The organism is Micromonospora sp. RV43 (genome assembly GCF_001029515.1).
Lineage (GTDB): Bacteria > Actinomycetota > Actinomycetes > Mycobacteriales > Micromonosporaceae > Micromonospora > Micromonospora aurantiaca.
Genome location: NZ_LEKG01000010.1, coordinates 1 through 24,376, shown reverse-complemented (window position 1 = coordinate 24,376; position 24,376 = coordinate 1). Strand labels below are relative to the sequence as shown.

17 protein-coding genes and 1 pseudogene are annotated in these 24,376 nt (G+C 73.0%); 7 read left to right on the top strand and 11 right to left on the bottom strand.

Features of this window, described 5'->3' with window-relative positions:
• Nucleotides 1-53 precede the first annotated feature (53 nt).
• The 4 genes from ABD52_RS04405 to ABD52_RS04390 form a co-directional block, all read right to left on the bottom strand.
• On the bottom strand, nucleotides 54-1,802 hold the full coding sequence (locus ABD52_RS04405) for a CDP-glycerol glycerophosphotransferase family protein (RefSeq protein ID WP_013285273.1): 1,749 nt from the start codon (nucleotides 1,800-1,802) through the stop codon (nucleotides 54-56).
• 201 nt (nucleotides 1,803-2,003) lie between these two features.
• Nucleotides 2,004-3,287: a nucleotide sugar dehydrogenase gene (locus ABD52_RS04400; protein ID WP_047890858.1), complete on the bottom strand. Its 1,284-nt coding sequence runs from the start codon at nucleotides 3,285-3,287 to the stop codon at nucleotides 2,004-2,006.
• Nucleotides 3,288-3,290: 3 nt separating this feature from the next.
• Nucleotides 3,291-4,859: a glycosyltransferase gene (locus tag ABD52_RS04395; protein ID WP_047890857.1), complete on the bottom strand. Its 1,569-nt coding sequence runs from the start codon at nucleotides 4,857-4,859 to the stop codon at nucleotides 3,291-3,293.
• Nucleotides 4,856-6,424: a glycosyltransferase family 4 protein gene (locus ABD52_RS04390; protein WP_047890881.1), complete on the bottom strand. Its 1,569-nt coding sequence runs from the start codon at nucleotides 6,422-6,424 to the stop codon at nucleotides 4,856-4,858. The genes ABD52_RS04395 and ABD52_RS04390 overlap by 4 nt, the downstream gene beginning before the upstream one ends.
• Before the next feature lie 289 nt (nucleotides 6,425-6,713).
• Between ABD52_RS04390 and ABD52_RS04385 the strand changes: the two genes are divergently transcribed.
• Nucleotides 6,714-7,964, top strand: a complete 1,251-nt coding sequence (locus ABD52_RS04385) for a glycosyltransferase family 39 protein (RefSeq protein ID WP_235437337.1) — start codon at nucleotides 6,714-6,716, stop codon at nucleotides 7,962-7,964.
• Here ABD52_RS04385 and ABD52_RS04380 read toward each other — a convergent pair.
• Entirely contained in the window at nucleotides 7,901-9,793 is a 1,893-nt protein-coding gene (locus tag ABD52_RS04380) for a hypothetical protein (protein ID WP_235437336.1), read from the bottom strand. The genes ABD52_RS04385 and ABD52_RS04380 overlap by 64 nt on opposite strands.
• 280 nt (nucleotides 9,794-10,073) lie before the next feature.
• Here ABD52_RS04380 and ABD52_RS04375 point away from each other — a divergent pair, with 280 nt between their 5' ends.
• The gene (locus tag ABD52_RS04375; RefSeq protein WP_013474735.1) at nucleotides 10,074-11,516 is read left to right on the top strand and encodes a glycosyltransferase; all 1,443 of its coding nucleotides are present in this window, start codon (nucleotides 10,074-10,076) and stop codon (nucleotides 11,514-11,516) included.
• The gene (locus ABD52_RS04370; protein WP_041798948.1) at nucleotides 11,513-13,663 is read left to right on the top strand and encodes a glycosyltransferase; all 2,151 of its coding nucleotides are present in this window, start codon (nucleotides 11,513-11,515) and stop codon (nucleotides 13,661-13,663) included. Before ABD52_RS04375 ends, ABD52_RS04370 begins: the two co-directional genes overlap by 4 nt.
• Before the next feature lie 66 nt (nucleotides 13,664-13,729).
• Here the strand turns inward: ABD52_RS04370 and ABD52_RS04365 are convergent, their stop codons facing one another.
• The 6 genes from ABD52_RS04365 to ABD52_RS04345 all read right to left on the bottom strand — a co-directional run bounded on the left by ABD52_RS04365 (nucleotide 13,730) and on the right by ABD52_RS04345 (nucleotide 19,993).
• On the bottom strand, nucleotides 13,730-15,349 hold the full coding sequence (locus tag ABD52_RS04365; RefSeq protein WP_235437340.1) for a glycosyltransferase family 4 protein: 1,620 nt from the start codon (nucleotides 15,347-15,349) through the stop codon (nucleotides 13,730-13,732).
• 50 nt (nucleotides 15,350-15,399) lie between these two features.
• Nucleotides 15,400-16,326: a hypothetical protein gene (locus tag ABD52_RS40610; RefSeq protein WP_235437335.1), complete on the bottom strand. Its 927-nt coding sequence runs from the start codon at nucleotides 16,324-16,326 to the stop codon at nucleotides 15,400-15,402.
• Entirely contained in the window at nucleotides 16,326-17,081 is a 756-nt protein-coding gene (locus ABD52_RS40605; protein ID WP_235437334.1) for a hypothetical protein, read from the bottom strand. Before ABD52_RS40605 ends, ABD52_RS40610 begins: the two co-directional genes overlap by 1 nt.
• Complete coding sequence (locus ABD52_RS04355; RefSeq protein WP_013285263.1) at nucleotides 17,078-18,103, bottom strand: Gfo/Idh/MocA family protein; 1,026 nt, start codon at nucleotides 18,101-18,103, stop codon at nucleotides 17,078-17,080. Before ABD52_RS04355 ends, ABD52_RS40605 begins: the two co-directional genes overlap by 4 nt.
• Nucleotides 18,100-19,209 carry a DegT/DnrJ/EryC1/StrS aminotransferase family protein gene (locus ABD52_RS04350; protein WP_047890854.1) on the bottom strand — a complete coding sequence of 370 codons (1,110 nt, stop codon included), beginning with the start codon at nucleotides 19,207-19,209 and terminating at the stop codon, nucleotides 18,100-18,102. The genes ABD52_RS04355 and ABD52_RS04350 overlap by 4 nt, the downstream gene beginning before the upstream one ends.
• Before the next feature lie 151 nt (nucleotides 19,210-19,360).
• Nucleotides 19,361-19,993, bottom strand: a complete 633-nt coding sequence (locus ABD52_RS04345) for a TetR/AcrR family transcriptional regulator (protein WP_013285261.1) — start codon at nucleotides 19,991-19,993, stop codon at nucleotides 19,361-19,363.
• 155 nt (nucleotides 19,994-20,148) lie between these two features.
• Here ABD52_RS04345 and ABD52_RS04340 point away from each other — a divergent pair, with 155 nt between their 5' ends.
• From ABD52_RS04340 to ABD52_RS04325, 4 genes and pseudogenes are all read left to right on the top strand, one after another.
• A complete protein-coding gene (locus ABD52_RS04340) occupies nucleotides 20,149-21,051 on the top strand; it encodes an ABC transporter permease (protein WP_013285260.1) in 903 nt (300 codons plus the stop codon).
• Nucleotides 21,044-21,844, top strand: a complete 801-nt coding sequence (locus ABD52_RS04335) for an ABC transporter ATP-binding protein (RefSeq protein WP_013285259.1) — start codon at nucleotides 21,044-21,046, stop codon at nucleotides 21,842-21,844. The genes ABD52_RS04340 and ABD52_RS04335 overlap by 8 nt, the downstream gene beginning before the upstream one ends.
• Nucleotides 21,845-21,948: 104 nt before the next feature.
• Nucleotides 21,949-23,451, top strand: coding sequence for a bifunctional cytidylyltransferase/SDR family oxidoreductase (locus tag ABD52_RS04330; protein WP_013285258.1), 1,503 nt, complete (start codon nucleotides 21,949-21,951; stop codon nucleotides 23,449-23,451).
• Between the two features lie 19 nt (nucleotides 23,452-23,470).
• Nucleotides 23,471-24,376, top strand: a pseudogene (locus ABD52_RS04325) (CDP-glycerol glycerophosphotransferase); the annotation flags it as partial.

The following is a 24,376-nucleotide window of genomic DNA, read 5'->3' as shown; positions in this document are numbered from 1 at the left end:
CGAGACAGGGGCGACGACCGGCGCGGTCGTCGCCCCTGCTCCGTCGGTACGCCTCAGCCGCAGAGCCGGCCGATCTCGTCCCGGAACCGGTCCATCGGGTTCGACCCGGCCGGGCCGAGCAGGTACTCCTTCAGCTCCCGCCGCGCCCCGGTCATCGGGTCGTCCCCGGCCCGGGTCACGTCGAGGATCTTCGTCAGCTCGCCGCAGTCCGCCGAGAGCAGGTACGCCGCCCGAGCGGTCGGGAACTGCCGCCGGAACTCGTCCTCGGGCAGGCCGGCCGGATTCGCCACCACGTACGGGCGCTCGCTCTGCACGAAGTCGGAGACCACGCTGGACACGTCGCTGACCAGCAGGTCGGTGACGTTGAAGCAGTCGAACAGCCCCGGCGTGCGGCCGGTGACCACCAGGTGCGCGGTGCCGTCCAGCGAGGACGGATCGGTCTCGCCGCCGGCGGCCTTGATCCGGGACACGATCCGCTCGTGCACGGCGCGGGCCTTCGGCGAGCGCGTCCCGGTCAGCGGGTGCGGCTTGTAGATCACCCGCACGTCCCCGGCTGCGAGCAGGCCGGACACGATCCGCTCACCCATCAGCACGAGCGACGTGTGGTACGGGTCGTCGTCGAGCCAGCCCTCCCAGGTCGGCGCGTACAGCACCGTGAAGCGGTGGTCGGCGGCGCCCGAGCCGAACGTGTGCACCCCGGCGAGCTGCGGGCGGCCGACCTCCACGATGTCGCGGTCCAGCACGCCGACGTCGGCCCGGGCGTACCGTTCCCGCCCGGCCGGCCCGGCCACCCAGACCTCGTCGTACACCTTGCTGTACGGGTTGACGCTCGCCTGCTTGTCGCTGTCGCCGTGGCCGACGAAGACGTGCTTCACGCCCGGCTCCCGCAGCAGGTGGATGTTGGCGCCGACGTTCGCGGCGTACAGCGCCACGCGCAGCGAGCCCAGGTCCAGGTTCATGAAGTCGACGCCGGCCGGCACGCAGATCACCGGCAGCCGGGTGTCGGCGAGCTGCTCGAACGCGTCCGCGGCGCGCAGCAGCACGACGGCGCGACGGCCGGTCGCCTCCACCGGCGCGAGCCACATGTTGGCCTGGTAGACGTCCTTGGCCGGGCCGGCGAAGTAGAGCGCCACCTCGGGCCGTTCCCGGGCCATCCAGTCGTGCACGGCGGGCAGCACACCCGGGGCCTTGCCCCGGCCGCGCAGCGCGGTGAGCGCCAGCACCGCGGCGGTGACCAGGCCGGCGGCGAGCGTGACCAGGGCGGTGAGCACCACCGGGGCGACCCGGTCGAGTGCGGCGGCCACCACTGCCGCGGGCACCAGCAGCACGTTCAGCAGCGGCATGCGCAGCCCGGCCAGCAGCCGCGCCCAGGCCGGCGGCACCGGAACCCGCCGCAGCGCGCCGAGGTCGATGTTGCGGGTGTACGCCGGTGGGTCGACCCGGCCGTCGATCACCTTGGTCACCGCGTTGGTGGCGACGGCCACGGTCCACAGCGCGGCGGGCAGCAGCAGGACGGCGACGGTGCCGGCCACGCCGGGACGCACCGCGGCGACCACGAGCAGGACCACCGACAGGTCCCGCACCAACCGCCGGAATGTCTCGCCCAGACCGGCCTTGTCGAGCAGCGTGGCGGTCTCGGTGTGCCGCCCGGCCAGGGCCAGCTCACCGGCGACGGCGACCACCGCGGCCACCGCGTACGGGACCACCAGGCCGAGGACTCCGGCGAGGACCATGACCGCGTAGCCGAGGAGCGTCGCGCCGACCGCGGCGAGACCCTGCTGGCTGCGTACTCTGCTGAACAACGACACGCTCCCTGTCTGCCCCACCGATGTCGGTGCGGGTCGATTTCCGACGGCTGCGACCCTAAACGGATCACATGACACAAGTATTGCCGGGGTGTCCGGCAGGTGAACTCCACACGGCGTGATTCCGGCTCATCCCGGCGGCGGCACGCGACGGGCCCCGGCCGTTCGAGACGGCCGGGGCCCGCGGAGTCGGTGGGGTCAGCCCCCGATGACCACCCGGCGCACGCCGGTCCAGCGCGCCGGGTCGGTGACCCGGCGGCCGTCGACCAGCACCGTCACGCCCGGCAGGTCGGCCGGGGCGAGGGTGCGGTACTCGGCGTGGTCGGCCTGGACCACCGCGGCGCCGACCGGCTCGCCGTCGTACCCGGGCAGGCCGTGCGCGACCAGTTCCTCGTTGGTGTACATCGGGTCCGAGACGTACGGCACAGCACCCCGCCGGCGCAGCGCGTCCACGGTCGGGAAGACGCCGGAGAACGCGGTCTCCTTGACGCCACCCCGGTAGGCGGCGCCCAGCACCAGCACGCCCACGCCGGTCAGATCGCCGTACGCGGCGGCGAGCAGGTCGACCGCGTACTCCGGCATGGCCGCGTTGGCCTCGCGGGCCGAGCGGACCACGGTGGCGGCCGGGTCGTTCCACAGGTACATCCGCGGGTAGATCGGGATGCAGTGGCCGCCGACCGCGATGCCCGGCGAGTGGATGTGGCTGTACGGCTGCGTGTTGCACGCCTCGATGACCTTGGTGACGTCCACGCCGACGGTGTCGGCGAAGCGGGCGAACTGGTTCGCCAGGCCGATGTTCACGTCCCGGTAGGTCGTCTCGGCGAGCTTGGCCAGCTCGGACGCCTCGGCGGAGCCGAGGTCCCAGACGCCGTTCGGGCGGTCCAGGTCGGGGCGCTCGTCGAAGTCGAGCACCGCCTCGTAGAACCGCACGCCGTGCGCGGCCGACGCCTCGTCGATGCCGCCGACCAGCTTCGGGTAGCGGCGCAGGTCGGCGAAGACCCGCCCGGTGAGCACCCGCTCGGGGCTGAACACCAGGTGGAAGTCGGTGCCGGCGGTCAGGCCGGAGCCCTCGGCGAGCATCGACGCCCACCGGTTACGGGTGGTGCCGACCGGCAGCGTGGTCTCGTAGCTGACCAGCGTGCCCGGCTTCAACCCACGGGCGATGGCCCGGGTGGCGTCGTCCATCCAGCCGAAGTCCGGCACGCCCTCGGCGTCCACGAACAGCGGCACGACCACGACGACCGCCTCCGACTCGGCGACCGCGGCGGCGGTGTCGGTGGTGGCCGACAGCAGGCCGGCGGCCACCGTCTCCTTGAGCTTGACGTCCAGGTCGGCCTCACCCGGGAAGGGCACGGCACCGTCGTTGACCAGCTGGACGACCCGCTCGGAGACGTCGGCGCCGATCACCCGGTGCCCCTTGGACGCGAACTGCACGGCCAGCGGCAGACCGATCTTGCCGAGCGCGACGACGCAGATGTTCATGAACTACTTTCCTCCAGAGGGCCAGATTCGGCGCAGGCGGGCAAGGAACCGACCGGGGGTCACCGGCGTGATCGCGACGATCACCTGGCCCTTGTGGTTCGTGGTGGGTGTGACGAGGTGCCAGCGGACACCGCGCCGGGCCACCAGCCGGGGTGCGGCGACGGGGCGGTCGGTGCGCAACGGCGCCGAGCCCGTCCCGCCCAGGGCGGAGACCTCGGCGCGTACGATACGACGCTCGCCTGTCCCCGCGACGACCGCCAGCAACCGGTCCACCGCGAAGTCCGTTCGTACGACGGTACCGCTGCCGGAGGACTCGGCCGACGTGACACCCGTCAGATCGCCCACACTGACCCGCAGCGCCTCCGCGCTCAGCTCGGCCAGCTCGGCCCGGCGGCTGCGGGCGGTGACCACCAGGGCCCGCGCCCCGGCGGCGTCGCGTCCCCAGGCCAGCCCGGTCGCGGTCAGCTTGGCCAGTATCGCGGCGGCCCGCTCGGTGACGTCGTACCAGTCGTCCGGGTAGCCGAACGCCGGGTCGCGGAAGCCGACGTGGTCGGCGTACCAGCGGTCGCCGTCGACGACCACCTCGGGCAGTGACCGGTCGGACTGCTGGCCGATGAGCGCGCACAGCGCGTCCAGGTCGCCGTCGCGAGCCACCGCCACCCGCAGCCGCTCCTCGGGCGCCATCCGGGCGGTCACCCCGTCGGTCAGGTACGCCTCGGCGAGCTTGCGGATCCGGTCGTGGACGTGCCGCTGCACGTCCGGGGCGAGGGCGAGGAACTCCGCGCGGAGCAGCTTCGCCACCTCCCAGGTGAAGTGGCGCACCAGCACCGCGTCCCGCCGCGGGCCGGGCTCGATCAGGCCGGCGACGAACCCGACGAGTTCCTCGGCGCAGCGCAGCCGCTCCTCGAACCGGCTGGCGTACGTGATGTTCTGGGCGTTGTCCCGCTTGACCGCGTAGTAGAACTCGTAGTCGCCGAGGACCGACACCTTCTTCGCCCTGAAGCACGCCTCCAGCGTGAACGGCTGGTCGCTGCCCATCCGCATGTCCGTACGGAACCGCAGGCCGTGCCGCTCGATCAGGTCCCGGCGGAACAGCTTGGTGTTCGACAACGACCAGGGCAGGTCGCTGTCGAACAGGTCGAGCCGCTCCCGGGTGGTGGCGTAGACGGCCTGGTGCACGTAGCGCTTGTTGGTGCCGACCATCCGGCCGAGCACCACGTCGGAGTCCCACCGGTCGGCGGCGTCGACGAGGCGCTCCAGCGCCTCCGGGCCGAGGTGGTCGTCCGAGCCGATGAAGAAGACGTACCGGCCGCGGGCGTGGTCGAGCGCCAGGTTGCTCGGCGCCGCCGGGCCACCGGAGTTGGCCTGGTGCAGCACCCGGACCGTGCCCGGGTACCGCTCGGCGTAGCGGTCCAGTTCCGCGCCGCTGCCGTCGGTGGAGCCGTCGTCGACGGCGACGACCTCCAGCCGGTCCCGGCCGATGCTCTGCCCGACGAGCGAGTCGAGGCAGGCGGTCAGGTACGGCATGGTGTTGTAGACGGCGACCACCACCGTCACGTCCGGCCCGTTCACGCGCCCACCTCCACCTGTGCCGGCTCCACCGGGGCGTGCGCCGGCGGCGTCGGCCGGGGCGGCGCGTCGGGCAGCAGCCGGGAGTAGACCTCGTCGAGAACCCGCGCCTGCGCCTCCCAGGTCCAGCCGGCCAGCAGGCCCGGCCGGTCGTACGCGGCGCGGTACCGCTGCGGGTCGGCGAGCACCGCGGTGACCGCGCGGACGAAGTCGGCCACGTCCTCGGCGCGGAACACCTCACCCTGACCGGTCTCCCGGACAGTCTCGGCCATGGTGCGCACGTCGGAGACGACCAGTGGCAGGCGGGCGTGTGAATACTCGAAGAACTTGGTGATCAGCGCGATCTCGTGGTTCGGCCAGTGCTGGATCGGGATGACTCCGACCTGCGCGCCGCCGAGATACCGGACCACCTGGTGGTGCGGCACGTACGGCAGCACGTGCACCCGGTCCGCCACGTCCAGCTCACCGGCCCGGGTGACCAGGCCCCTGACGTACGCCGAGTCGGGCTTGTTGACCACGAACGCGACGTGCGCGCCGGGCAGCCGGGGCAGCGCCTCGACCATCACGCCGAGACCGCGCTTGGCGGCGGCCACCCCGCTGTAGACCAGCAGCGGCTCGTCCGGCCCGAGCCCGCAGCGGGCGCGGATGTCCGGCGCCGGCCCGGCCGGATCCGCGGGCAACTCGTCCACCGCGGGGGCGTTGAGCACGACCGCCGGCCGTTCGGCCAGCCCGTGCTCGGTGCGTAGCAGGTCGGCCAGACCACCGGAGACGGTCATGGTGGCATCGGCGTACGGCACGTACTCCCGCTCGTGCGCCACGTTGCCGGGCAGCCAGCGGGCGTTGTCGCGCCACGGCTGCACGCCGGGGAGGTATTCGTGGGCGTCCCAGAGCAGCGCGATCCGGCGGCCCTTCGCGGCGGCCCGGACCTTCGCGCGGGCGCCGACGCCGAGCATCCGGAAGTCGTTGGCGTGGATCAGGTCCGGCGCCAGCTCGTCGACCACCGGGCCGTAGGCCAGCTCGTAGTCCCACAGGCCCGGTTCCAGGCGCCGCCACGCGCCGTCGCCGCGCAGCTTGCGCCAGAACAGCGTGTACGCGCGGTCCCAGGGGCCGTCCAGCTTGCGGCCCTTGCGGGCCCGGGTGAGCTGACGGTTGCGGAAACCGACCCACTTGCGGGTCAGGCCGGACAGCTTCTCCTCGGCGCGCAGCGCGGCCCAGGGCAGCCCGCCCGGCCGGCCCGCGCCGGACTCGCGGGCAGCGACGGTGAGTGCCGCCCGGCGGACCGCCAGGTCCGCGCGCCATGCTTTCACCGCCTGGGTACGCTGCGCCGCGATGCCGCTGGGCGGATAGGCGAGCGGGTGCCGCAGCCAGGCCCGGCGGAACTCGTGCCGGCGGCGGGCCAGCGGCTCGGGCATCGGCACGAGGCGTACCTCGGCGGCGCCGAGGCGCCAGCTCTGCGGGCTGCCGACCGGCGCGCGGCCGAGCAGCACGACGTCCCAGCCGGCGGCGGCGGCGGAGCGGGCCGCCTTCTGCACCCGGGAGTCCCCGATGACCCCGTTGTCCACCAGCATCACGACCCGTCCCCGGGTGCCCGCCGCTGCGGTCGTGCCGTCAGATCCCATTCCTGCCCGTTTCGTCGTCGCCAGCACCGCGCCCGCGGACCCGAGCGAGTCTACGACAGCGGATCGGGCTCGAACGCCCGCCGCCGCCGGTGCCCCACGACCTGGTGTGACGGTTGCTACCCTCCATCCTGTTCAACGACCGGCGCCCGCTCCGGGTCGTTCGCCGGGTCGCCGGCCGCGCCACGCGGGCCTCCGGACAATCGCAGCTCAGCGCGAACGGGACCGCACAATGGACGTGGTGACCACCGAGGAACCCAGCCGGCCCGCACCAGCCCCGCCGACCGGCCCGGCCACAGCCGACCGCGTCCGGCCCGGCTACGTCCGGCGGCTGCGCGACGCCGCCCGGGACGCGGCGCCCGCGCTGGCGTTGTACGCGGTGATCCGGCTGATCGGCGTGCTCGTCGTCTACCTGTGGGCCCGCAACATCGACGTCTCCCCGGTCGAGCGGCTCACCCGGGCCGACGGCAACTGGTACCTCGGGATCGTCCAGCACGGCTACGACGGGTACGAGAAGACCCAGAGCAACATGGCGTTCTTCCCGCTCTACCCGGGCCTGACCGCGGCCCTGGAGCGGCTCTCCCCGTTCAGCCCGCGCGAGTCGGCGCTGGTCGTGGCGTGGCTGGCCGCGCTGGCCGCCGCCTGGGGCCTGTACGCCATCGGCAAGCACCTGCACGACAGGCGTACCGGCATCCTGCTCGCCGCGCTCTGGGGCGCCGTGCCGCACGCCGTCGTGGAGTCGATGGGCTACAGCGAGAGCCTGTTCACCGCGCTGGCCGCGTGGACGCTGTACGCGTTGCTGCGCCGGCACTGGATGACCGCCGGTGTGGTGTGCCTGTTCGCCGGCCTGACCCGGCCCACCGCCTCGTCGCTGATCCCGGTGGTGGGGCTGGCCGCGCTGCTGGCGGTCGTCAGGCGGCGCGACGGCTGGCGGCCCTGGGCGGCGCTGCTGCTCGCCCCGGCCGGGTGGCTGGGCTACCTGGCCTGGGTCGGCACCCGGACCGGCCGGCCGGACGGCTGGTTCCACATCCAGTCCGCCGGGTGGGGGCACCACCTTCGACTTCGGCGTCTACACCGTCGACCGGGGCCAGCAGGCGCTGGTGCAGGTGGCCGCGTTGCCGCTGCTCGTGGTCACCGTGGTGGCGCTGCTGTCGATCATGTTCTTCGCGTTGAGCGCGATCGACCGGCAGCCGTGGCAGTTGCTGCTCTACAGCGGCCTGATGCTCGTCACCACGCTCGGCGCGGCCGGTTACTACCACTCCAAGGCGCGGTTCCTGCTGCCGGCGTTCCCGCTGCTGCTGCCGGCCGCCGTGGGCCTGGCCCGGGCCGGATGGGCCCGGGCCGGCACGGTGCTGGTCACGCTCGTGGCGCTCTCCGCTTACTTCGGCGGCTATCTGCTGCTGATCTGGACGAAGTCGCCGTGACCGGTCAGCGGGTGAACGGCCGGACGTCCCACACCCAGACGTCCTCGACCCGCTCCCCCGGGCCGTAGAGCGCGTCCAGCACGGTCTTCAGGTCGTCGTGGCGGCGGGCGCCGCGGTCGGGCAGCACCACGGCGTCGGCCTTCCAGTAGCGGACGTCGGCGCGCGCCTGGTCGACGTCGGCCTGGCCGACCGTGGTGTCCCGCTCGCCGAGCGAGACGGCGGTGAGCAGCTTCGCCGTGGGCTGCGGGTCGACGCCCCAGCGGCCGGTGTTGTCGGTGGCGGAGACCGGCGCGAGGAAGTAGCCCTCGGGGACGGCGAAGCCGGCCACCGCGGCAGAACTCCAGTACAGCGACGTCATGCCGTTCACCGGGACCGGGACGAGCGTGCGGCCGGGCGCCACGTGGTCGCGCCAGGTGCCGGCGGTGACGAAGTCCGGCACCGGGGTGCGGCCCTTCGCGTCCAGCGGCATCGGCAGGATCGGCAGCAGCGCGGCGGCCACCGCCACGGCCCCGACGCGGGCGGCCAGCCGGCCGGCCGGTTCGGTGCGGCGGGCGGCGAGCCGGTCACCGGCGACCGCCAGCAGCACACCGAGCGCCACCGTGGTGATCAGCGCGAACCGGGACACCACCACGGAGTCGAACACGGGCAGGTTCTGCACCAGGGCGAACGGCGCGGGGATGTCGGTGCGACGGGTGCCGACGGTCCAGGTGGTGCCGATGGAGAACAGCGCCGACACCAGGCCGACGGCCCCGAGGACCCGGACCGTGGTCTCCCGGCGCAGCCACCAGAGCACCCCGGCCGCCAGCACCACCAGGGACCAGCCGTAGAAGCTGGCCTGCTCGGTGGTGTTCGGCGCCCAGCCGATCGCGCTGGTCGGGCCACCGGCGATCGACTTGGTGGCGAACTCGACGAACGAGCCGAGCTTGAGGGCGTAGATGTCCGGGGTGCCGGGGTGGCCGACCCGGTGCTGCGGGCCGGCGAACTGCATCCACAACGGGTACGCCGCCGCCGCGGACACGAGCACGGCGGTGATCGCCAGACCGGACAGCAGCGGGCGCAGCCGGCGTACCGCGTCGCGGGGCCGGAAGACGAGGTAGGCCAGGACCAGCAGCAGGCAGCCGAGCGCGGTCAGGAAGAGGATCTCCAGGCTGATGAAGAACTGGGCCACCACCAGCCCGCCCAGGATCAGGCCGTCGCGGATCACCCGCTCGCCGCGGGACAGCGCGATCACCCGCCAGACGATGAACGGCACCAGCCACTGCGCGGTGATGTGCGGGTGGCCGTTGCTGTGCGAGATCAGCGCCGGCGCGAAGGCGCAGAACAGTCCGCCGACGAACGCGGCCGCACGGGAGTCGACCACGTGCCGGGACAGCACGTGGTACCAGGCGTACCCGGTGCCGGCCAGGTTCAGCGTGATGAACAGCAGATAGGAGAAGGACGCGCCGAAGAGCAGCGTGACCGGGGTGAGCACCAGGCCGGGCAACTGCATCCCGACGTTCGTCATCAGGTTCACGCCGGCCGGGGCGTTCTGGAGCGTGGTGAAGAACGGGTTCTCCAGGTTGGTGACCGCGTGCGCCGCGTACGCCAGCATCCACTCGTTGAAGCCCTGGTCGTTCGGGCGGCTGCCGAGCAGCCGGCCGTCGTAGTCGCGCCAGCCGCGGGCGGTGACCCAGAACGCTCCGGCGAGGTAGACCAGGGCCACCAGCGCGTCGACCCGCCGCCACCGGCCGCCGCGCCGCTTTTCGGCCGCGGTGTCCTGCTCCGGCTGCTCCGGGGCCGCGGTCGTCGTCGGGCGCGGGGTGGACGACCCCGGATCGGACGAGTCGTCGGCCGCGGACCCGTCGCCGCCGGTGGGGGCGGGCTCACGGTCGCGGGTGTCGGGCGCAGGCGCGGTCATGGCGTAGGAGTCTACGAAAGCGGAGGCCGCGGTCGAGGACCGGCTGAGACGGCGTGTCCGGCCGGCCGGGACCGCCGGTGACGGGACCGCGGTGATCCGGGGCACGGCGCACCCGCCGGCCGCCGGGCGGCGGCAGGTCCGGCGCGCGAAACGGCGTTATTGTAGTGTCCGCACGCGCTCCGGCGGTCGTTACGCGGCCACCGGCACAGCAGGTACCGCGTCCGGCCGAGCCGTCCAGGCCGCGACACGGCATCTCCCCACCTCCCCAGGATCGGAATCGATGAACAACGGGCGAACTCTCTGGGACTCGTTGAAACTCCCCCGGCCGCGACGGTCCGGGTCCCGGCCGCACATGGTCTACCTCGCGATCGGCTTCCCACCGGCGGCCAAGAGCTGCGCCTACCGCATGCGGGAGACCGCGAACCAGTTCGCCGCCGCGGGCTGGGACGTGACCGCTGTCACCATCGCGGACGAGGCCTGGGAACGGGAGTACGGGCTCGACCACACCCTCTCCCAGGGTGTGGATCCCAGCGTGCGCGTGGTGAAGCTGCCGCTGTTCCGGGACGACCTCGAGACCGACATCCGCACGTTCACCGAGCAGCGTGCCCTGGCGCACAAGGACTACCTGGCCGACCTGCGCAAGCAGAACCTCAAGGTCTTTCCCGAGCCGGTCTTCGGCGGCTGGCGTCCGGCGCTGGAGAAGGCCCTGCTCCGGATCCACCGGGAGCGGCACGTCGACCTGCTGGTGACCACCTGCGCGCCGTACGTCAACCTGTCCGCGACCTGGAAGCTGTGGGAGACGCACCGGGTGCCGTACGTGGTGGACTTCCGCGACGGCTGGTCGGTCGACGTGATCAACAACGGTGAGGCGTTCACCCGGGAGTCGGTCTCCGGCCAGTGGGAGATCAAGCTGCTCACCAACGCCGTCGCCATCTGGAACGTCAACGAGCCGATCTCCCGCTGGTACCGCGAGCGCTATCCGGAACTGGCGCACAAGATGCGGGTCGTGCGCAACGGCTACGACGCGGCGAGCATCCCGGCCCAGGTCCGCCCCGCCCCGCCGGACCGGCCGCTGACCTTCGGCTACCTCGGCGCGCTGAACCTTCCCGTCCCGCTGCTGAGCGCCGTGCTCGAGGGCTGGCGCACGGCACGCGCCGAGGACCCGGCGCTGGCCGACGCCCGCTTCGAGGTGCGGGGCCACATCGGCGCCGCCTGGGCGCGCGGCGACAACGCGCACGCGGAGCTGCTCAGGGCCGCCGCCGTCGACGGCGTGCTGGTCGGCGGCTCGGTGCCCAAGGCCGAGGTGGTGGACCTCTACTCCCGCTGGGACGCGGTGGTGCTGATGGTGACCGGCGGCCGGTACATGACCTCCGGCAAGGTGTACGAGTACATGGCGACCGGCCTGCCGGTGGTCTCCGCCCACGAGGCCGACCACGACGCCTCCACGGTGCTGTCCACCTATCCACTCTGGACCGGCGCGGTCGGGCTGGACCCGGCCGAGCTGACCGGCGCCTTCCGGCGGGCCGCCGCGATGGCCCGTACCGCCGACGCGGCCGAGCGGGAGAAGGCCCGCGCCGAGGCGCGGCAGTACGCCCGCGAGGAGCAGCTCATCCCCGCCGTCCGGGAGGTGACCGAGCTGGTGCTGGGCACCGGCGGTCCGGCCGGCACCCCACAGCCCTCCCCCGCCGGCGCGCGCGTCCTGGCCCGAGAAGGTAGGTCATGATCGAGGTCCTGATGGTTATGGGCACCGTCCCCGGACGGGTGGCGGTCCTGACCGACGCGCTTCAGCAGTTCCGTGACAGGGGCGTCACCGTACGGGTGGCCACCACCTTCGACCCGGTGGAGAAGATCCCGGCGGCGACCGAGCTGGCCGAGGTGCACCTGCTGCCCACCGCCACCGAGCTGGGCCCCCGCTTCGGCCGGGCGGTCAAGCGGGCGGCCCCGGCCCGGCGCCCGTGGCTGCGCGCCCAGCGCGACCCGTGGGTACGCCGGCACGCCAAGCGGGCCGACGTCCTGGTCGCGCTCGACGCGCAGGCCCTGCACACCGTCTGGCAGCTCGCGCAGCGCTACCGGCGGGCCGACGCCGTCTACGGCATCGCCCCGGCGCTGCGGGCGGTGGAGAAGCGGTCCGCCGACCCGGCGCGCTACCGCCGACCCCGGCTGAACACCGTCGGCCCGGCCCCGACCGTGCTGGCGAGCGCCACCCGCAACCAGACCGTCGACCTGGCGAAGCGGGTGTTCGAGATGAGCACCGGCAAGCGGGCCATGAAGCTCAGCCCGGTGCGCTGGTTCTGGCAGGGCGCCGTCACGGCGCCCGGCCTGCCGGAGCGGCACCGCGGCAAGATCGCCCGGCGGGTCACCGGCAACATGCTCAAGACCGGGCACGGCGCCAGCGCGAAGCGGCTGGCGCTGGCGGCGCAGGGCCGGCTGAAGAGCCCGGCGACCAAGGGGCAGCTCCTCGGCCCGATCGTGGACGCGGAACTGAGCCAGGGCAAGGTGCCCGAGCACCTGATGACAGTGGTGCGAGGTCAGCTCAAGCTCGCCGACGGCTTCCTCAAGAAGCGCAACCCGGGCAAGGCCGCGCCGCACGTGCTGCGCGCGTTCAACCTGATGTTCCACCGGATCGTGCAGTTCGACGGCACCACCTCGCCGCTGGCCGAGGACCCGGAGAAGTTCCTCGCGCCGCTGCACAACAGCGAGGCCGGCCGGGCGATGGCGACGCCGCGCGGGCGGCAGAGCCCGGCGGCGTTCCCGCCCGCCGGCCGGCCGCACCGGATGCTCTTCTTCACCGGGCTGAACGACAACTTCCTCGGGCCGATCCTGGAGCGCTACGAGGCGATGCCCGGGGTGGAGGTCCGCCGGCTGAACCTGATGGAGGAGTCGATCCTCCCGGTGCTCAGCAACGGCCGCACCAACGTGACGCTCCACATGCTCGCCGGCGCCTCCAAGCGGGCCGGGGAGGTCCAGGAGGCGTGGGGCCCCCACCTGGAGTGGGCGGACACGGTCTTCGTGGACTGGTGCAACCTCGGCGCCGCGATGCTGACGATGATCGACCCGGGCACCACCCGGGTGATCGTCCGCCTGCACAGCTTCGAGGCGTTCAGCTGGTGGCCGCACCTGACCGACTGGTCGCGTGTGGACGACGTGGTCTTCGTCTCCGAGCACCTGCGCGACCTGGCGCTGGCCGCGGTGCCGCGGCTGCGCGCGCCGCAGGGCCCGCGGACCCACATGATCAGCAACGCGATGGACCTGCACCGGTACGTGGCGCCGAAGGTCTCCGCCGACAGCCGGTTCACGCTCGGGCTGGTCGGGTTGAGTTCCCTGGCGAAGGACCCGCGCTGGGCCCTGGCGGTGCTGCGGGAGCTGCGCCGGCACGACGAGCGGTACCGTCTCAAGCTGGTCGGCGACGACCTCAACCCGGAGCTCAGCCCGGCGATCACGGCCTACGTCCGGGAACTCGACGCCGAGCTGGCCGAGCTGGAGCCGTCCGGCGCGGTGGTGCGGACCGGCCGTACCGAGGACGTCCCCGGTGCGCTCACCGACGTCGGGGTCATCCTCAGCACCTCGCTGCGGGAGAGCTTCCACTGTGCGCTCGTCGAGGGCGCGGCCAGCGGCGCGGTGCCCGTGGTGCGCGACTGGCCGTTCTTCGCCGGCCGCCCGCACAGCGCCCGGAGCCTGTTCCCGAGCGACTGGGTGGTGGGTACGCCGCAGGAGGCCGCCGAGCGGATCCTGGCCCTCACCGCCACCGAGGAGACCTGGCGTGAGGCGGGCCGGGCCGCGGCGTCGCACGTGCTGAGCACCTGGGACTGGTCGGTGACGCAGAAGGACTTCGACCGGCTGCTGCTGGAGCCGCCGGCCACGTCCGGCTGACCGGCGTACACGTGATCGGCCGGCTCCCCGACACGGGGAGCCGGCCGAATCGTTCTGTGCCGGGGGTCAGCGCGAGGTAGCCGCGTACTCCCGCTCGTCGCCGGGACGCCGGGACGCCGGAGGACGCGCCCCGCTCGCGGCGGGCGTGCCCAGCAGCGAGCCGTACACCTCGTCGAGGATCCGGGCCTGGGCCTCCCAGGTCCAGCCCTCCAGCAGGCCGGGCTTGTCGTAGGCGGCCCGGTAGCGCTCCGGGTCGGCGAGCACGGCCCGGACGGCCCGGACGTAGTCGGCCCGGTCCTCGGCGGTGAACACCTCACCCTGCCCGGTGGCCCGCGCGGTCTGCGCCATGGTCTTCACGTCGCTGACCACGATCGGCAGCCGGGCGTGCGAGTACTCCAGGAACTTCGTGATCAGCGCCAGCTCGTGGTTGGGCTTGTGGTGGATCGGGATGACCCCGGCGTCCGCGCCGGACAGGAACGGCACCACCTGCCAGTGCGCCACGTACGGCAGCAGGTGCACACGGTCCGCGACGCCGAGTTCGGCGGCCCGCTCCCGCAGCGCCTCGGAGAACTGGTTGTCGCCGTTCGGGTTCATGGTCACGAACGCGACGTGCACGTCGGGCAGCTCCGGCAGCGCCTCCACCATGATCTGGCAGCCCCGGCTCGGGTTCACCGCGCCGGAGTAGACGAGCACCGGCGTACGGCTGTCCACGCCGCACAGCGCCCGCAGGTCCGGCACGTCGCCGTCGGCCTCGGCCGGCGGCGCCATCGGCGCGTTGAGCACCACGGCCGGCCGGTCGGGCAGGTTGTGGGTCTCCTGGAGCAGGTCGGCGAGCGTGTCGGAGACGGTCACCACCGCGTCCGGATAGGCGGCGTACTCGGCCGTGTAGGCGATCTGGGCCGGCAGCCAGCGCGGGTTGTCGGCCCGGCCGGTGATGCCGCCGACGAACTCGTGGGCGTCCCAGACCAGCTTGGCCCGCCGGCCGGCGGCCCGGGCCCGCAGCGTCGCCCGCGCGCCGATGCCGAGCATCCGGAAGTCGTTGGCGTGGATGATGTCCGGCTTGAGTTCGTCGAGCGCCTTGCGGAAGGCCAGTTCGAAGTCCCACAGGCCCGGGTCCAGCCGGCGCCAGGCGCGGTCGCCCAGCAGCCCCTGCCAGAACCGCACGGGCAGGCGGCTGAACAGCGCCTCCGGATCGGTCTGCGCCTTGCGCAGCCGACGGGTCTCGCCGCTGCGGAACCGTACCCAGCGGGCGAGCGCGGTGGCGGCGGCGCGGGACGGCAGCTGGGCCGCCCGTCCCACGGCGGCCGGAAGCCCGCCGCCCAGCGCCTGGGCGCGGACGCGGCGCTCGTACAGATCGGCCTGCCAGGCCTTGATCTCCTGGACCCGGTACGCGGCCTCGGTGGTGGACGCGTACGCCAGCGGCCGGCGCAGCGACCGGCTGTACTCCCGGGGCAGCCGGTGCAGCGGCTTGGGCACCCGCAGCAGCCGCACCTCGGCGCCGCCGATGCGCCAGGTGTCCACGTCGGAGCGGGCGTTGCGGATGCCGAGGAGGAAGACCTCCCAGCCGGCGTCGGCGGCCGAGCGCGCTGCCTTCTGCACCCGGGAGTCGCCGTGGACGCCGTTGTCGACCAGCATCACCACCCGGCCCCGGGTCGGTCGGGCATCGCTGTTAGCGCCAGCTTGCATCGGGTGCTTCTCCTCGTTGACGGTGCGGGCGTGGGTGGTGGTCGGGCGGGTCACCGGAGGAAGGCGTCGAAGACCTCGGCGGTGCGCCGCCCGTCGTGGTGGTCACGGACGTAACGGGTGCCCTCCGCGGCCAGGGCGACCGCGGCGGGCCTGTCGTCGAGCAGCGACTCGATGGTCTTGACGAGGGTGCCGGGGGTGGCGTTGGCGATCGGCGGCTGGATCCCGGCGGCCCGGTGCGGCCCCTCGCTGAGGTACGCCACCACGACCCGGCCGGCGGCCATCCCCTCGCAGGAGAAGGTGCCGTAGCTGCCCATCACCAGCTGGTCGACCACGATGTCGCACTCCTGCACCTGGCGCCGCATCTCGTGGTGCGGCAGCCCTTCCACCAGGCGCAGTTCGATGATCCGTCGATCGTGCAGCTCCTGCAACCGGGGCAGGAGCCGGTCGGTGCCCTTGGTCCACCGCTTCGACGGCGCGTGCAGCACCACCGGCCGGGCGCGTTCCAGCACCGGGCGGTCGCAGGCCCAGGCGTCCACGTCGACGATCAGCGGCGCCCACGTGGCGGACGGCACGTCGTCCAGCAGGTCGGGGGTGGTCACGAAGAACGGCAGGCCGCTCTCCTCGGCGGTGCGCCGGTTCCGCTCGGCGACTGTGGTGAGCTGCCCGATCAGGTCCGCCGGGGCGTCCCGGAACGCGGACTCGGCGTGCCGCTCCAGGTGCGCGCCCGGATGGCGGATCTCGCTGCCGTGCGCCAGCAGCGCGACCTTGAGCCGGGCCCGGCGCAACGCGGGCAGGTCCGCGGCGATGTCGTCGCCGTTGGCCCGGCCGAGCACCGGACGGAACGCGTCCACGATCAGGTGGGTGTACCAGCCGAGCACCCGCTCGGCCCGCGCGATCTGCACGTCGAGCCGGTGCTCGCCGGGGTAGTTCAGGTAGCGGTCGGCCGGGTAGCGGTAGGTGGCCGGTGGCTTGGCCATCACCAGTTCCACGCCGACGTCGGCGCGGGCTGTGTGATCGCCACCGCCAGGGCGGAGAGCTGCCCGGCGTAGTTCGCCGTGCCCAGCCCCAGCCGGATCGGCCCGGCGCCGAGCGGACGCCACGGGCCGGGCGTGCCGGCCTCGATCGGCGCGACCGGCGGCTCCTGCGCGGGAGATGCCTCGTCGCCGCCGCGCTGCCGGGCCCGTTCCACCGCCTTGGTGAACGAGGGCAGCGAGCCGGGCGCGAAGCATTCGCCGCCGCCGTGCCGGGCCAGGTGCTCGCGCGTCACCCGGCTGTCGGCGGCGACCACCCGCAGCCCGGCGGCGAGGTAGGTGTCCAGCAGGTCGAGACCGGCGTCCGGGTCGAACCCGAACACCGCCACGTCCGCCGGGGCGAGGAACGCGGCCGTCACCGTACGCGGGCGCGGCACCACGTGGACCCGGCGGCGCGCCTTGCCGGCGCGGCGGGTCAGGTCCTGGGCCGACGCCCGCTCCGCCTCGTCGCAGGCCAGCGCCAGGTGGAACTCGGGCAGCCGGACGAGCGCGCGCAGCACGCCGTCCAGCGCCCGGTCGCCGGTGATCCCGCCGGCGTGCACCGGCAGCGGCGTGCCGGCGGGGAGTTCACACAGTTCGCGTACCGAAGGGGTCTGCCAGGGCCGCGCGCCGGCGGCGGCCCGGCGGAGCGCGATGCGCCACCGCCGGGGAATCCGCCGCCGTACCGCGGAGACCGTCCGCCGCACCGGCGCCGGGCTCATCGCAGTGCCGGCTCCGCGTCGCTGCCGCTGGCCGCGACGGACACGACCTTGCCGTCGGCGGACGACTCCAGCAGGGCGGCCGCGACCTGCACGGTACGCAGACCCTGCCGCAGCGTGACGATGTCGCTCTGCTTGCCCTCGACCGCGTCCCGGAAGCGCTCGTGCTCGACCAGCAGCGGCTCCCGCTTCGGGATCGCGTAGCGGACCATGTCGCCCTCGGCCACGCCGCGGAACGCGCGCAGCGCCTCCCACTCGGTGTCGATGGCGGCGTTGGCGTAGAAGGTCAGGTCGGCGGTGAGCGTGTCGGCCACGAAGCAGCCCTTGTCACCGGTGACCACAGTCGACCGCTCCTTGAGCGGGCTGAGCCAGTTCACCAGGTGGTTGACCATCGTGCCGTCGGCGAGCTGGCCGACCACGGCGACCATGTCCTCGTGCAGCCGGCCGCTGCGCGAGACGGTGCGGGCGGCGACCGAGCTGTACTGCTGGCCGGTCACCCAGGCGGTCAGGTCGATGTCGTGGGTGGCCAGGTCCATCACCACGCCGACGTCGGCGATCCGGTGCGGGAACGGGCCCTGGCGCCGGGTCACGACCTGGAACACCTCGCCCAGCTCGCCCGCCTCCAGGCGGGTGCGCAGGCTCTGCAGCGCCGGGTTGTAGCGCTCGATGTGCCCGACGCCGGCGACCAGGCCGGCGTTCTCGAACGCCTCGACCAGCCGGGTGGCGGCGTCGACGGACTGGGCGAGCGGCTTCTCGATGAGCGCGCAGACGCCGTTGGCGGCCAGCTCCATGCCGATCGGCTCGTGCAGCGCCGTCGGGCAGGCCACCACCGCGTAGTCGACGCCGAGGGCGAGCAGGTCGCTCAGCTCGGGCACGACGGGCGCGCGCAGCGTGCCGGTCACGTCGCCGGCCGGGTCGACCACGCCGACCAGCTCGACGCCGTCCAGGTTGGACAGCACGCGGGCGTGGTTGCGGCCCATCGCGCCGAGGCCGATCAGGCCGGCCCGCAGCTTCCGTCCGCTCATCGGGCACCCCCGGCCAGGTTCGCGCCCTCGGCGATCCGCTCCAGGTCGGCAGGGCTCAGCGACGGGTGCACCGGCAGCGAGACCACCTCGGCGGCGGCCCGCTCGGTCTCCGGCAGGTCCCACGCGCCCGGCTTGCCGTCGGCGTTCAGGTACGGCTTGAGCCGGTGGATCGGGGTCGGGTAGTAGACCGCGTTGCCGATGCCCAGCTCGGTGAGGCGGGCCTGGGCGGCGTCCCGGTCGGCCCGCACCCGCACGGTGTACTGGTGATAGACGTGCTTGGCGCCGTCGGCGACGGGCGGGGTGACCATGCCGGTGATCGCCGAGTCGAGGAACTTGGCGTTGGCGCGGCGCTGCTCGGTCCACTCGGCGAGCTGGGTGAGCTGCACCCGGCCGATGGCGGCGGCCACGTCGGTCATCCGCATGTTGGCGCCGACGATCTCGTTGGCGTACCGCTGCTCCATGCCCTGGTTGCGCAGCAGCCGCAGGGTCCGGGCGAGGTCCGCGTCGGCGGTGGTGATCATGCCGCCCTCGAGGGAGTGCATGTTCTTCGTCGGGTAGAAGCTGAAGCAGCCGGCGGTGCCGAACGCGCCGACCGGGGTGCCGTTCAGCTCGGCGCCGTGCGCCTGCGCGGCGTCCTCGACCACTGCGAGGCCGTGCTGCTGCGCGATCGCCATGATCCGGTCCATCGCGGCCGGGTGGCCGTAGAGGTGCACCGGCATGATCGCGACCGTTTTCGGCGTGATCGCCGCGGCGACCGCCTCCGGGTCAACGCAGAAGCTGCCCGGCTCGATGTCCACGAAGACCGGCTCGGCGCCGACCAGCCGGACCGCGTTGCCGCTGGCGGCGAAGGAGAAGGACGGGACGATGATCTCGTCACCCGGGCCGAAGCCGAGCGCCATCAGCGTCAGCTGGAGCGCGGAGGTGCCGGAGTTGACGGCGACGCAGTGCCGGCCGCCGACCAGGTCGCCGAACTCCTCCTCGAACGCGGCGACCTCGGGGCCCTGCACGACCCGGCCGCTCCGCAGCACCCGGACGGCCGCCTCGATCTCGGCTTCGCCGATGATCGGCCGTGCGGGGGGAATGAACTCTGGATGCGGCCCGACCATGGGGCTTCCTCCTGTCGACGCGTGGTTCATGAGAGACATTTCGGGGGATGGTACCGGTCTGTCGGGAAAACCAACGGGTTGCACTGATTGTCCGACCGGATGTGACCTTCTGTTCATGATCGACGACGGCCCTCCGGGGGCGGCCCGGGGTTCAGACTTCCACCTCGTCGCGTACAGGCCCCACGCATGCTACCCGCAGAGCGGCGACGATCGCGGCCGCCATCCGGGGCACCTCGGTGGGCTCCAGCGGGGCCCGGGAGATCGCCATCCGCCAGTAGACCGGGCCGACGATGAGATCGACGGCGGCGCGCCGGTCGGTGTCCGCGGACAGCTCACCGCGCTCGACCGCCCGGCCGATCAGGATCCGGCCGATGGCCTGCTGGTAGTCGTCCAGGGCGGCCTGCAGCTTCTCCGCGATCTGCGGGTTGCGGGCCGCCTCGGCCAGCAGGTCCGGGATGATCTGCGCGGCCAGCCGGTGACGCAACGCACGCGCCATCACGTGCAGCAGGATCTCCAGGTCACCGAGGAGGCTGCCGGTGTCCAGCAGCGGGATGTTCCGCCCCGCCACCGCCGAGACCATGTCCAGCACCAGGTCGAGCTTGGAACGCCAGCGGCGGTAGATGGCGGTCTTGCTCACACCGGCCCGGCGGGCCACCGCCTCGATGGAGAGGCGACCGTAGCCCACCTCGGCCAACTCCTGCATCACGGCGGCGCGGATGGCACTGGTGATCTCCCCGCGCAGCACCGCCGCGCCGGCCGGGGCACGCCTCTTCTCGGTCGTCACGTGGAACAATGTAGCGCAACGACGGTACGGTTGCGTCCCGACGTTCGGTGGACTACCTTCCATGCAGCAGCGAGGCGGCTCCTCCCCGCCCGGCCACGCTGGATCTCATTCACCGCACTGCTCCCCATCAGCACGAAAGATCGGAGCGCCTGAACATGGCCAACACCGCGGTGGCCGACCCCGAATCCGGACTGACCCGGGCCCAGCTGGCCCAGCGGTACGGGCTACGGGTGGCCGGGGAACGACCCGCCCTGGGCGAGTACGCCCGCAGGTTGTGGGCGTACCGGCACTTCATGACCGCGTACTCGCGGGCGAAGGTCGCCTCCTCGCTGAGCAACACCCAGCTCGGTCAGCTCTGGCAGGTGCTGACACCGCTCACCAACGCGGCGGTCTACTTCCTGATCTTCGGCGTGATCCTGGCCCAGCACCGGAACGTGCCGAACTTCATCGCGTACCTGTGCACCGGCATCTTCATCTTCATCTTCACCCAGACCGCGGCGTCCAACGGCACCAGCGCGATCACCGGAAACCTGGGCCTGATCCGGGCGCTCCAGTTCCCGCGGGCCGCGCTGCCGATCACCGTGACGCTGGTCCAGCTCCAGCAGCTGCTCATGTCGATGGTGGTGCTGGCCGCGATCGTGCTGCTGACCGGCGAGCCGATCACCTTCCGCTGGGTGCTGATCGTCCCCATGCTGCTGCTCCAGACGATCTTCAACGTCGGGCTGAGCATGGTGATGGCCCGACTCGGCTCCAAGGCCACCGACCTCAAGCAGGTCATGCCGTTCGTGATGCGCACCTGGCTGTACGCCTCGGGCGTGCTCTACCCGGTGGCGCTCATCCGCGAGCACCTGCCGAACTGGGCGGCGAACATCCTGGAGTGGAACCCGCCGCTGGTCTTCATCGAGCTGGCCCGCTACGCGCTGCTCGACTCGCACCAGCCGAACCTGATCAGCTCCCCGCTGAAGCTGTGGGCGATGGGCCTGTTCTGGGCGGTCGTGATGGGCATCGGCGGGTTCGTCTACTTCTGGCGCGGAGAGAAGGAGTACGGCCGTGGCTGAGCAGACCCTGCCGCTGAACGCCGGCCCGGTGACCGACTCGGGTCGCGTCCCCACGGTGGTGGTGGACGACGTGCACGTGATCTACCGGATCCACAAGGGCGCGAGCGGCGGCACCACCCCGGTCTCCGCGCTCAAGCGGATCGTCTCCCGCACCAAGGCGCCGAACATCCGCGAGGTGCACGCGGTCAAGGGCGTGAGCTTCACCGCGTACGAGGGTGAGGCGATCGGCCTGATCGGCAGCAACGGCTCCGGCAAGTCCACGCTGCTGCGCGCCATCGCCGGGCTGCTCCCGCCGGCCCGCGGCGCCGTCTACACCAAGGGCCAGCCGTCGCTGCTCGGCGTGAACGCCGCGCTGCTGAACGACCTGTCCGGCGAGCGCAACGTGGTGCTCGGCTGCCTGGCCATGGGCATGCCGCCGGAGGAGGTCAAGCGGATCGCCCCGGAGATCATCGAGTTCTCCGGGATCAACGAGCGCGGCGACTTCGCCTCGCTGCCGATGCGCACCTACTCCTCCGGCATGGGCGCGCGGCTGCGCTTCGCGATCTCCTCGGCGAAGAAGCACGACGTGCTGCTCATCGACGAGGCACTGGCCACCGGCGACCGCAAGTTCCGGGTCCGCAGCGAGCAGCGGGTCCGCGAGCTGCGCGACAGCGCCGGCACCGTCTTCCTGGTCAGCCACTCGATCGGCTCGATCCGGGACACCTGCGAGCGGACCATCTGGCTGGAGAGCGGCGTCCTGAAGATGGACGGCCCCACCAAGGAGGTCTGCGACGCGTACGAGAACCAGAAGTAGCGCCCTGGAGCGCACCGCACCGGGTTCCGCCCGGAGCGGTGCGCTCCGGCGTACGCGTTAAGGTTTTCGGATCCATCCCCTTTCACCCAGAGTGAGGTACGGCAATGACGCAGGACCACACCACCGCACCGGACGCCGCGCCGGCGAGCCCGGCACCCTGGCGCCCCGCGCGTACGGTGGCCGTGATCCTGGCCGGGGGGACCGGCACGCGCCTCGGGCTGGGCATCCCGAAGCAGCTTCTCAAGATCGCCGGTAAGCCGATCATCGAACACACCCTCGCCGTCTTCGAGGCCGCGCCGGAGATCGACGAGATCATCGTGCTGATGGCCACAGGCCACGTCGACGACGCGCGGCGCATCGTCGCCGACGCCGGCTTCCGCAAGGTCACCAAGGTGATCGAGGGCGGCGAGACCCGCAACGACACCACCCGGATCGCGCTCGACGCGGTCGGCGAGGGCGACGTCAACATCCTCTTCCACGACGCGGTCCGCCCGCTTGTCAGCGCCCGGATCGTGCGCGAGTGCGTCAACGCGCTCTGGACGTACTCGGCTGTCGACGTGGCCATCCCGTCCGCCGACACGATCATCCAGGTCGACGCGGACGACTGCATCACCGACATCCCGGTACGCTCCCGGCTGCGCCGCGGCCAGACCCCGCAGGCGTTCCGCTCCGGCACCATCCGCGAGGCGTACCGCCGCGCCGAGGGCGACCCCGACTTCGCCGCCACCGACGACTGCGGCGTGGTGCTGCGCTACCTGCCCGGCACGCCGATCAAGGTGATCGACGGCTCGGACGAGAACATCAAGGTCACCCACCCGGTCGACGTGCACCTGGCCGACAAGCTGTTCCAGCTCGCCGCCGCGCAGGCGCCCCGGCTGACCGACCACCGCAGCTACGCCGAGGAGCTGACCGGCCGGACCATCGTGGTCTTCGGCGGCAGCTACGGCATCGGCCACGACCTGGCCGAACTGGCCCGCGGCTACGGCGCCCAGGTCTTCCCGTTCAGCCGCTCCACCACCGGCACGCACGTCGAGCGCGCCGAGGACGTGGCCGCCGCGCTGAAGACCGCGTTCGAGGCCACCGGCCGGATCGACCACGTGGTGGTCACCGCCGGCATCCTGGAGAAGGGCGCGCTGGCCGAGATGGACTCCGAGACGATGGACCGTCTCCTGCACGTCAACTTCGTCGGGCCGGTCACCATCGCGCGCCAGTCCCTGCCGTACCTCCAGCAGACAAAGGGCCAGTTGCTGCTCTACACGTCCAGCTCCTACACCCGGGGCCGGGCCCGCTACGCGCTCTACTCGGCCACCAAGGCCGCGCTGGTCAACCTGACCCAGGCGCTCGCCGACGAGTGGGCCGAGTTCGGGGTACGGGTCAACTGCGTCAACCCGGAACGCACCGCCACCCCGATGCGGACGCGGGCGTTCGGCGAGGAGCCGGAGCACACGCTGCTCTCCTCCGAGGCGGTCGCGCAGGCGTCCCTGGACGTGCTGATCTCCGACCTGACCGGCCAGGTGGTCGACGTGCGCCGGTCCCCCGGCGAGCAGGTGGCCGCCGTACCGGCGCAGCCGGGCCCGCACCGGTCCGAGCTGTCCGCCGACGCCTGAACCCGACGGGACGTACCAGATGCGTGGTGACCTGGTCCGCAAGCTGCTCGCCCGGGGGCTGACCACCGGGCTGGCGGTGCTGGCCTTCCTCGTCGTGGCGCTCACCGGCGCCACCGGCTGGGGCCTGGCCCTGGCGGTCGCGGCGCTGGCCGCCACCGCCTGGGAGCGCCGGGTCCGGCCGTCCGCCGACGGTCTCGCCGAGACGGTGCTCGTCGCCGCCGGCATCCTGGTCGGCTACGCCCGGCGCCTCGACGACGGGTTCGACCCGGCGCTCGCCGCCACCGCGCTGGTCCTGCTCGGCCTGGTGCTGCTGGTCGGCCCGCTGCGGCAGGCCGGCGCACTGGAGATCCGGGCGGCGAACCTGCCGGTCCGCACGTGGACACCCGTGGTCGCCGCCCGGCTCGGCGACGCGCTGCTGGTACTGCTCGCCGTGGTGGCGCTCGCCGCCGCCCTGACGCTGCCCGCCTGGACGGCGCTGGTCGCCGCGCTGCTCGTCGGCGCCGGATGCGGGGCGGTCGCGCTGGACCTCGCCCGACGCCGGTTCCGGCCGCCCGCCGGAGGCGGCCCGGTCGGCCGGGCACTGCGCCGCCACCAGCCCGAGTTCGTGCTGCACTTCTCCGCGCCGCCCGGCTCGGAGTACCAGGTCACCATGTGGCTGCCGTACCTGGAACGGATCGGCCGCCCGTTCGTGGTGGTGCTGCGCGAGCCGGAGCTCCTGCCCGCGGTGGCCGCCGCCACCCGCGCGCCGGTGGTCCTCTGCCCCACGCTGAAGGCGCTCGACGAGGCGCTGGTGCCGAGCCTGCGGGTCGCGTTCTACGTCAACCACGGCGCGAAGAACGCCCACCTGATCCGGTTCAACCAGCTCACCCACGTGCAGCTGCACCACGGCGACAGCGACAAGGCCCCCAGCGCCAACCCGGTCTCG

Excerpts from the sequence above, each read along its gene's own strand:
- ABD52_RS04370 (WP_041798948.1), top strand. The coding sequence starts at position 11,513 with ATGATCGAGGTCCTGATGGTTATGGGCACCGTCCCCGGACGGGTGGCG.
- ABD52_RS04365 (WP_235437340.1), bottom strand. The coding sequence starts at position 15,349 with ATGCAAGCTGGCGCTAACAGCGATGCCCGACCGACCCGGGGCCGGGTG.
- ABD52_RS04350 (WP_047890854.1), bottom strand. The coding sequence starts at position 19,209 with ATGGTCGGGCCGCATCCAGAGTTCATTCCCCCCGCACGGCCGATCATC.
- ABD52_RS04340 (WP_013285260.1), top strand. The coding sequence starts at position 20,149 with ATGGCCAACACCGCGGTGGCCGACCCCGAATCCGGACTGACCCGGGCC.
- ABD52_RS04380 (WP_235437336.1), bottom strand. The coding sequence starts at position 9,793 with ATGACCGCGCCTGCGCCCGACACCCGCGACCGTGAGCCCGCCCCCACC.
- ABD52_RS40605 (WP_235437334.1), bottom strand. The coding sequence starts at position 17,081 with ATGAGCCCGGCGCCGGTGCGGCGGACGGTCTCCGCGGTACGGCGGCGG.
- ABD52_RS04400 (WP_047890858.1), bottom strand. The coding sequence starts at position 3,287 with ATGAACATCTGCGTCGTCGCGCTCGGCAAGATCGGTCTGCCGCTGGCC.
- ABD52_RS40610 (WP_235437335.1), bottom strand. The coding sequence starts at position 16,326 with ATGGCCAAGCCACCGGCCACCTACCGCTACCCGGCCGACCGCTACCTG.
- ABD52_RS04355 (WP_013285263.1), bottom strand. The coding sequence starts at position 18,103 with ATGAGCGGACGGAAGCTGCGGGCCGGCCTGATCGGCCTCGGCGCGATG.
- ABD52_RS04375 (WP_013474735.1), top strand. The coding sequence starts at position 10,074 with ATGAACAACGGGCGAACTCTCTGGGACTCGTTGAAACTCCCCCGGCCG.
- ABD52_RS04330 (WP_013285258.1), top strand. The coding sequence starts at position 21,949 with ATGACGCAGGACCACACCACCGCACCGGACGCCGCGCCGGCGAGCCCG.
- ABD52_RS04390 (WP_047890881.1), bottom strand. The coding sequence starts at position 6,424 with ATGCTGGTGGACAACGGGGTCATCGGGGACTCCCGGGTGCAGAAGGCG.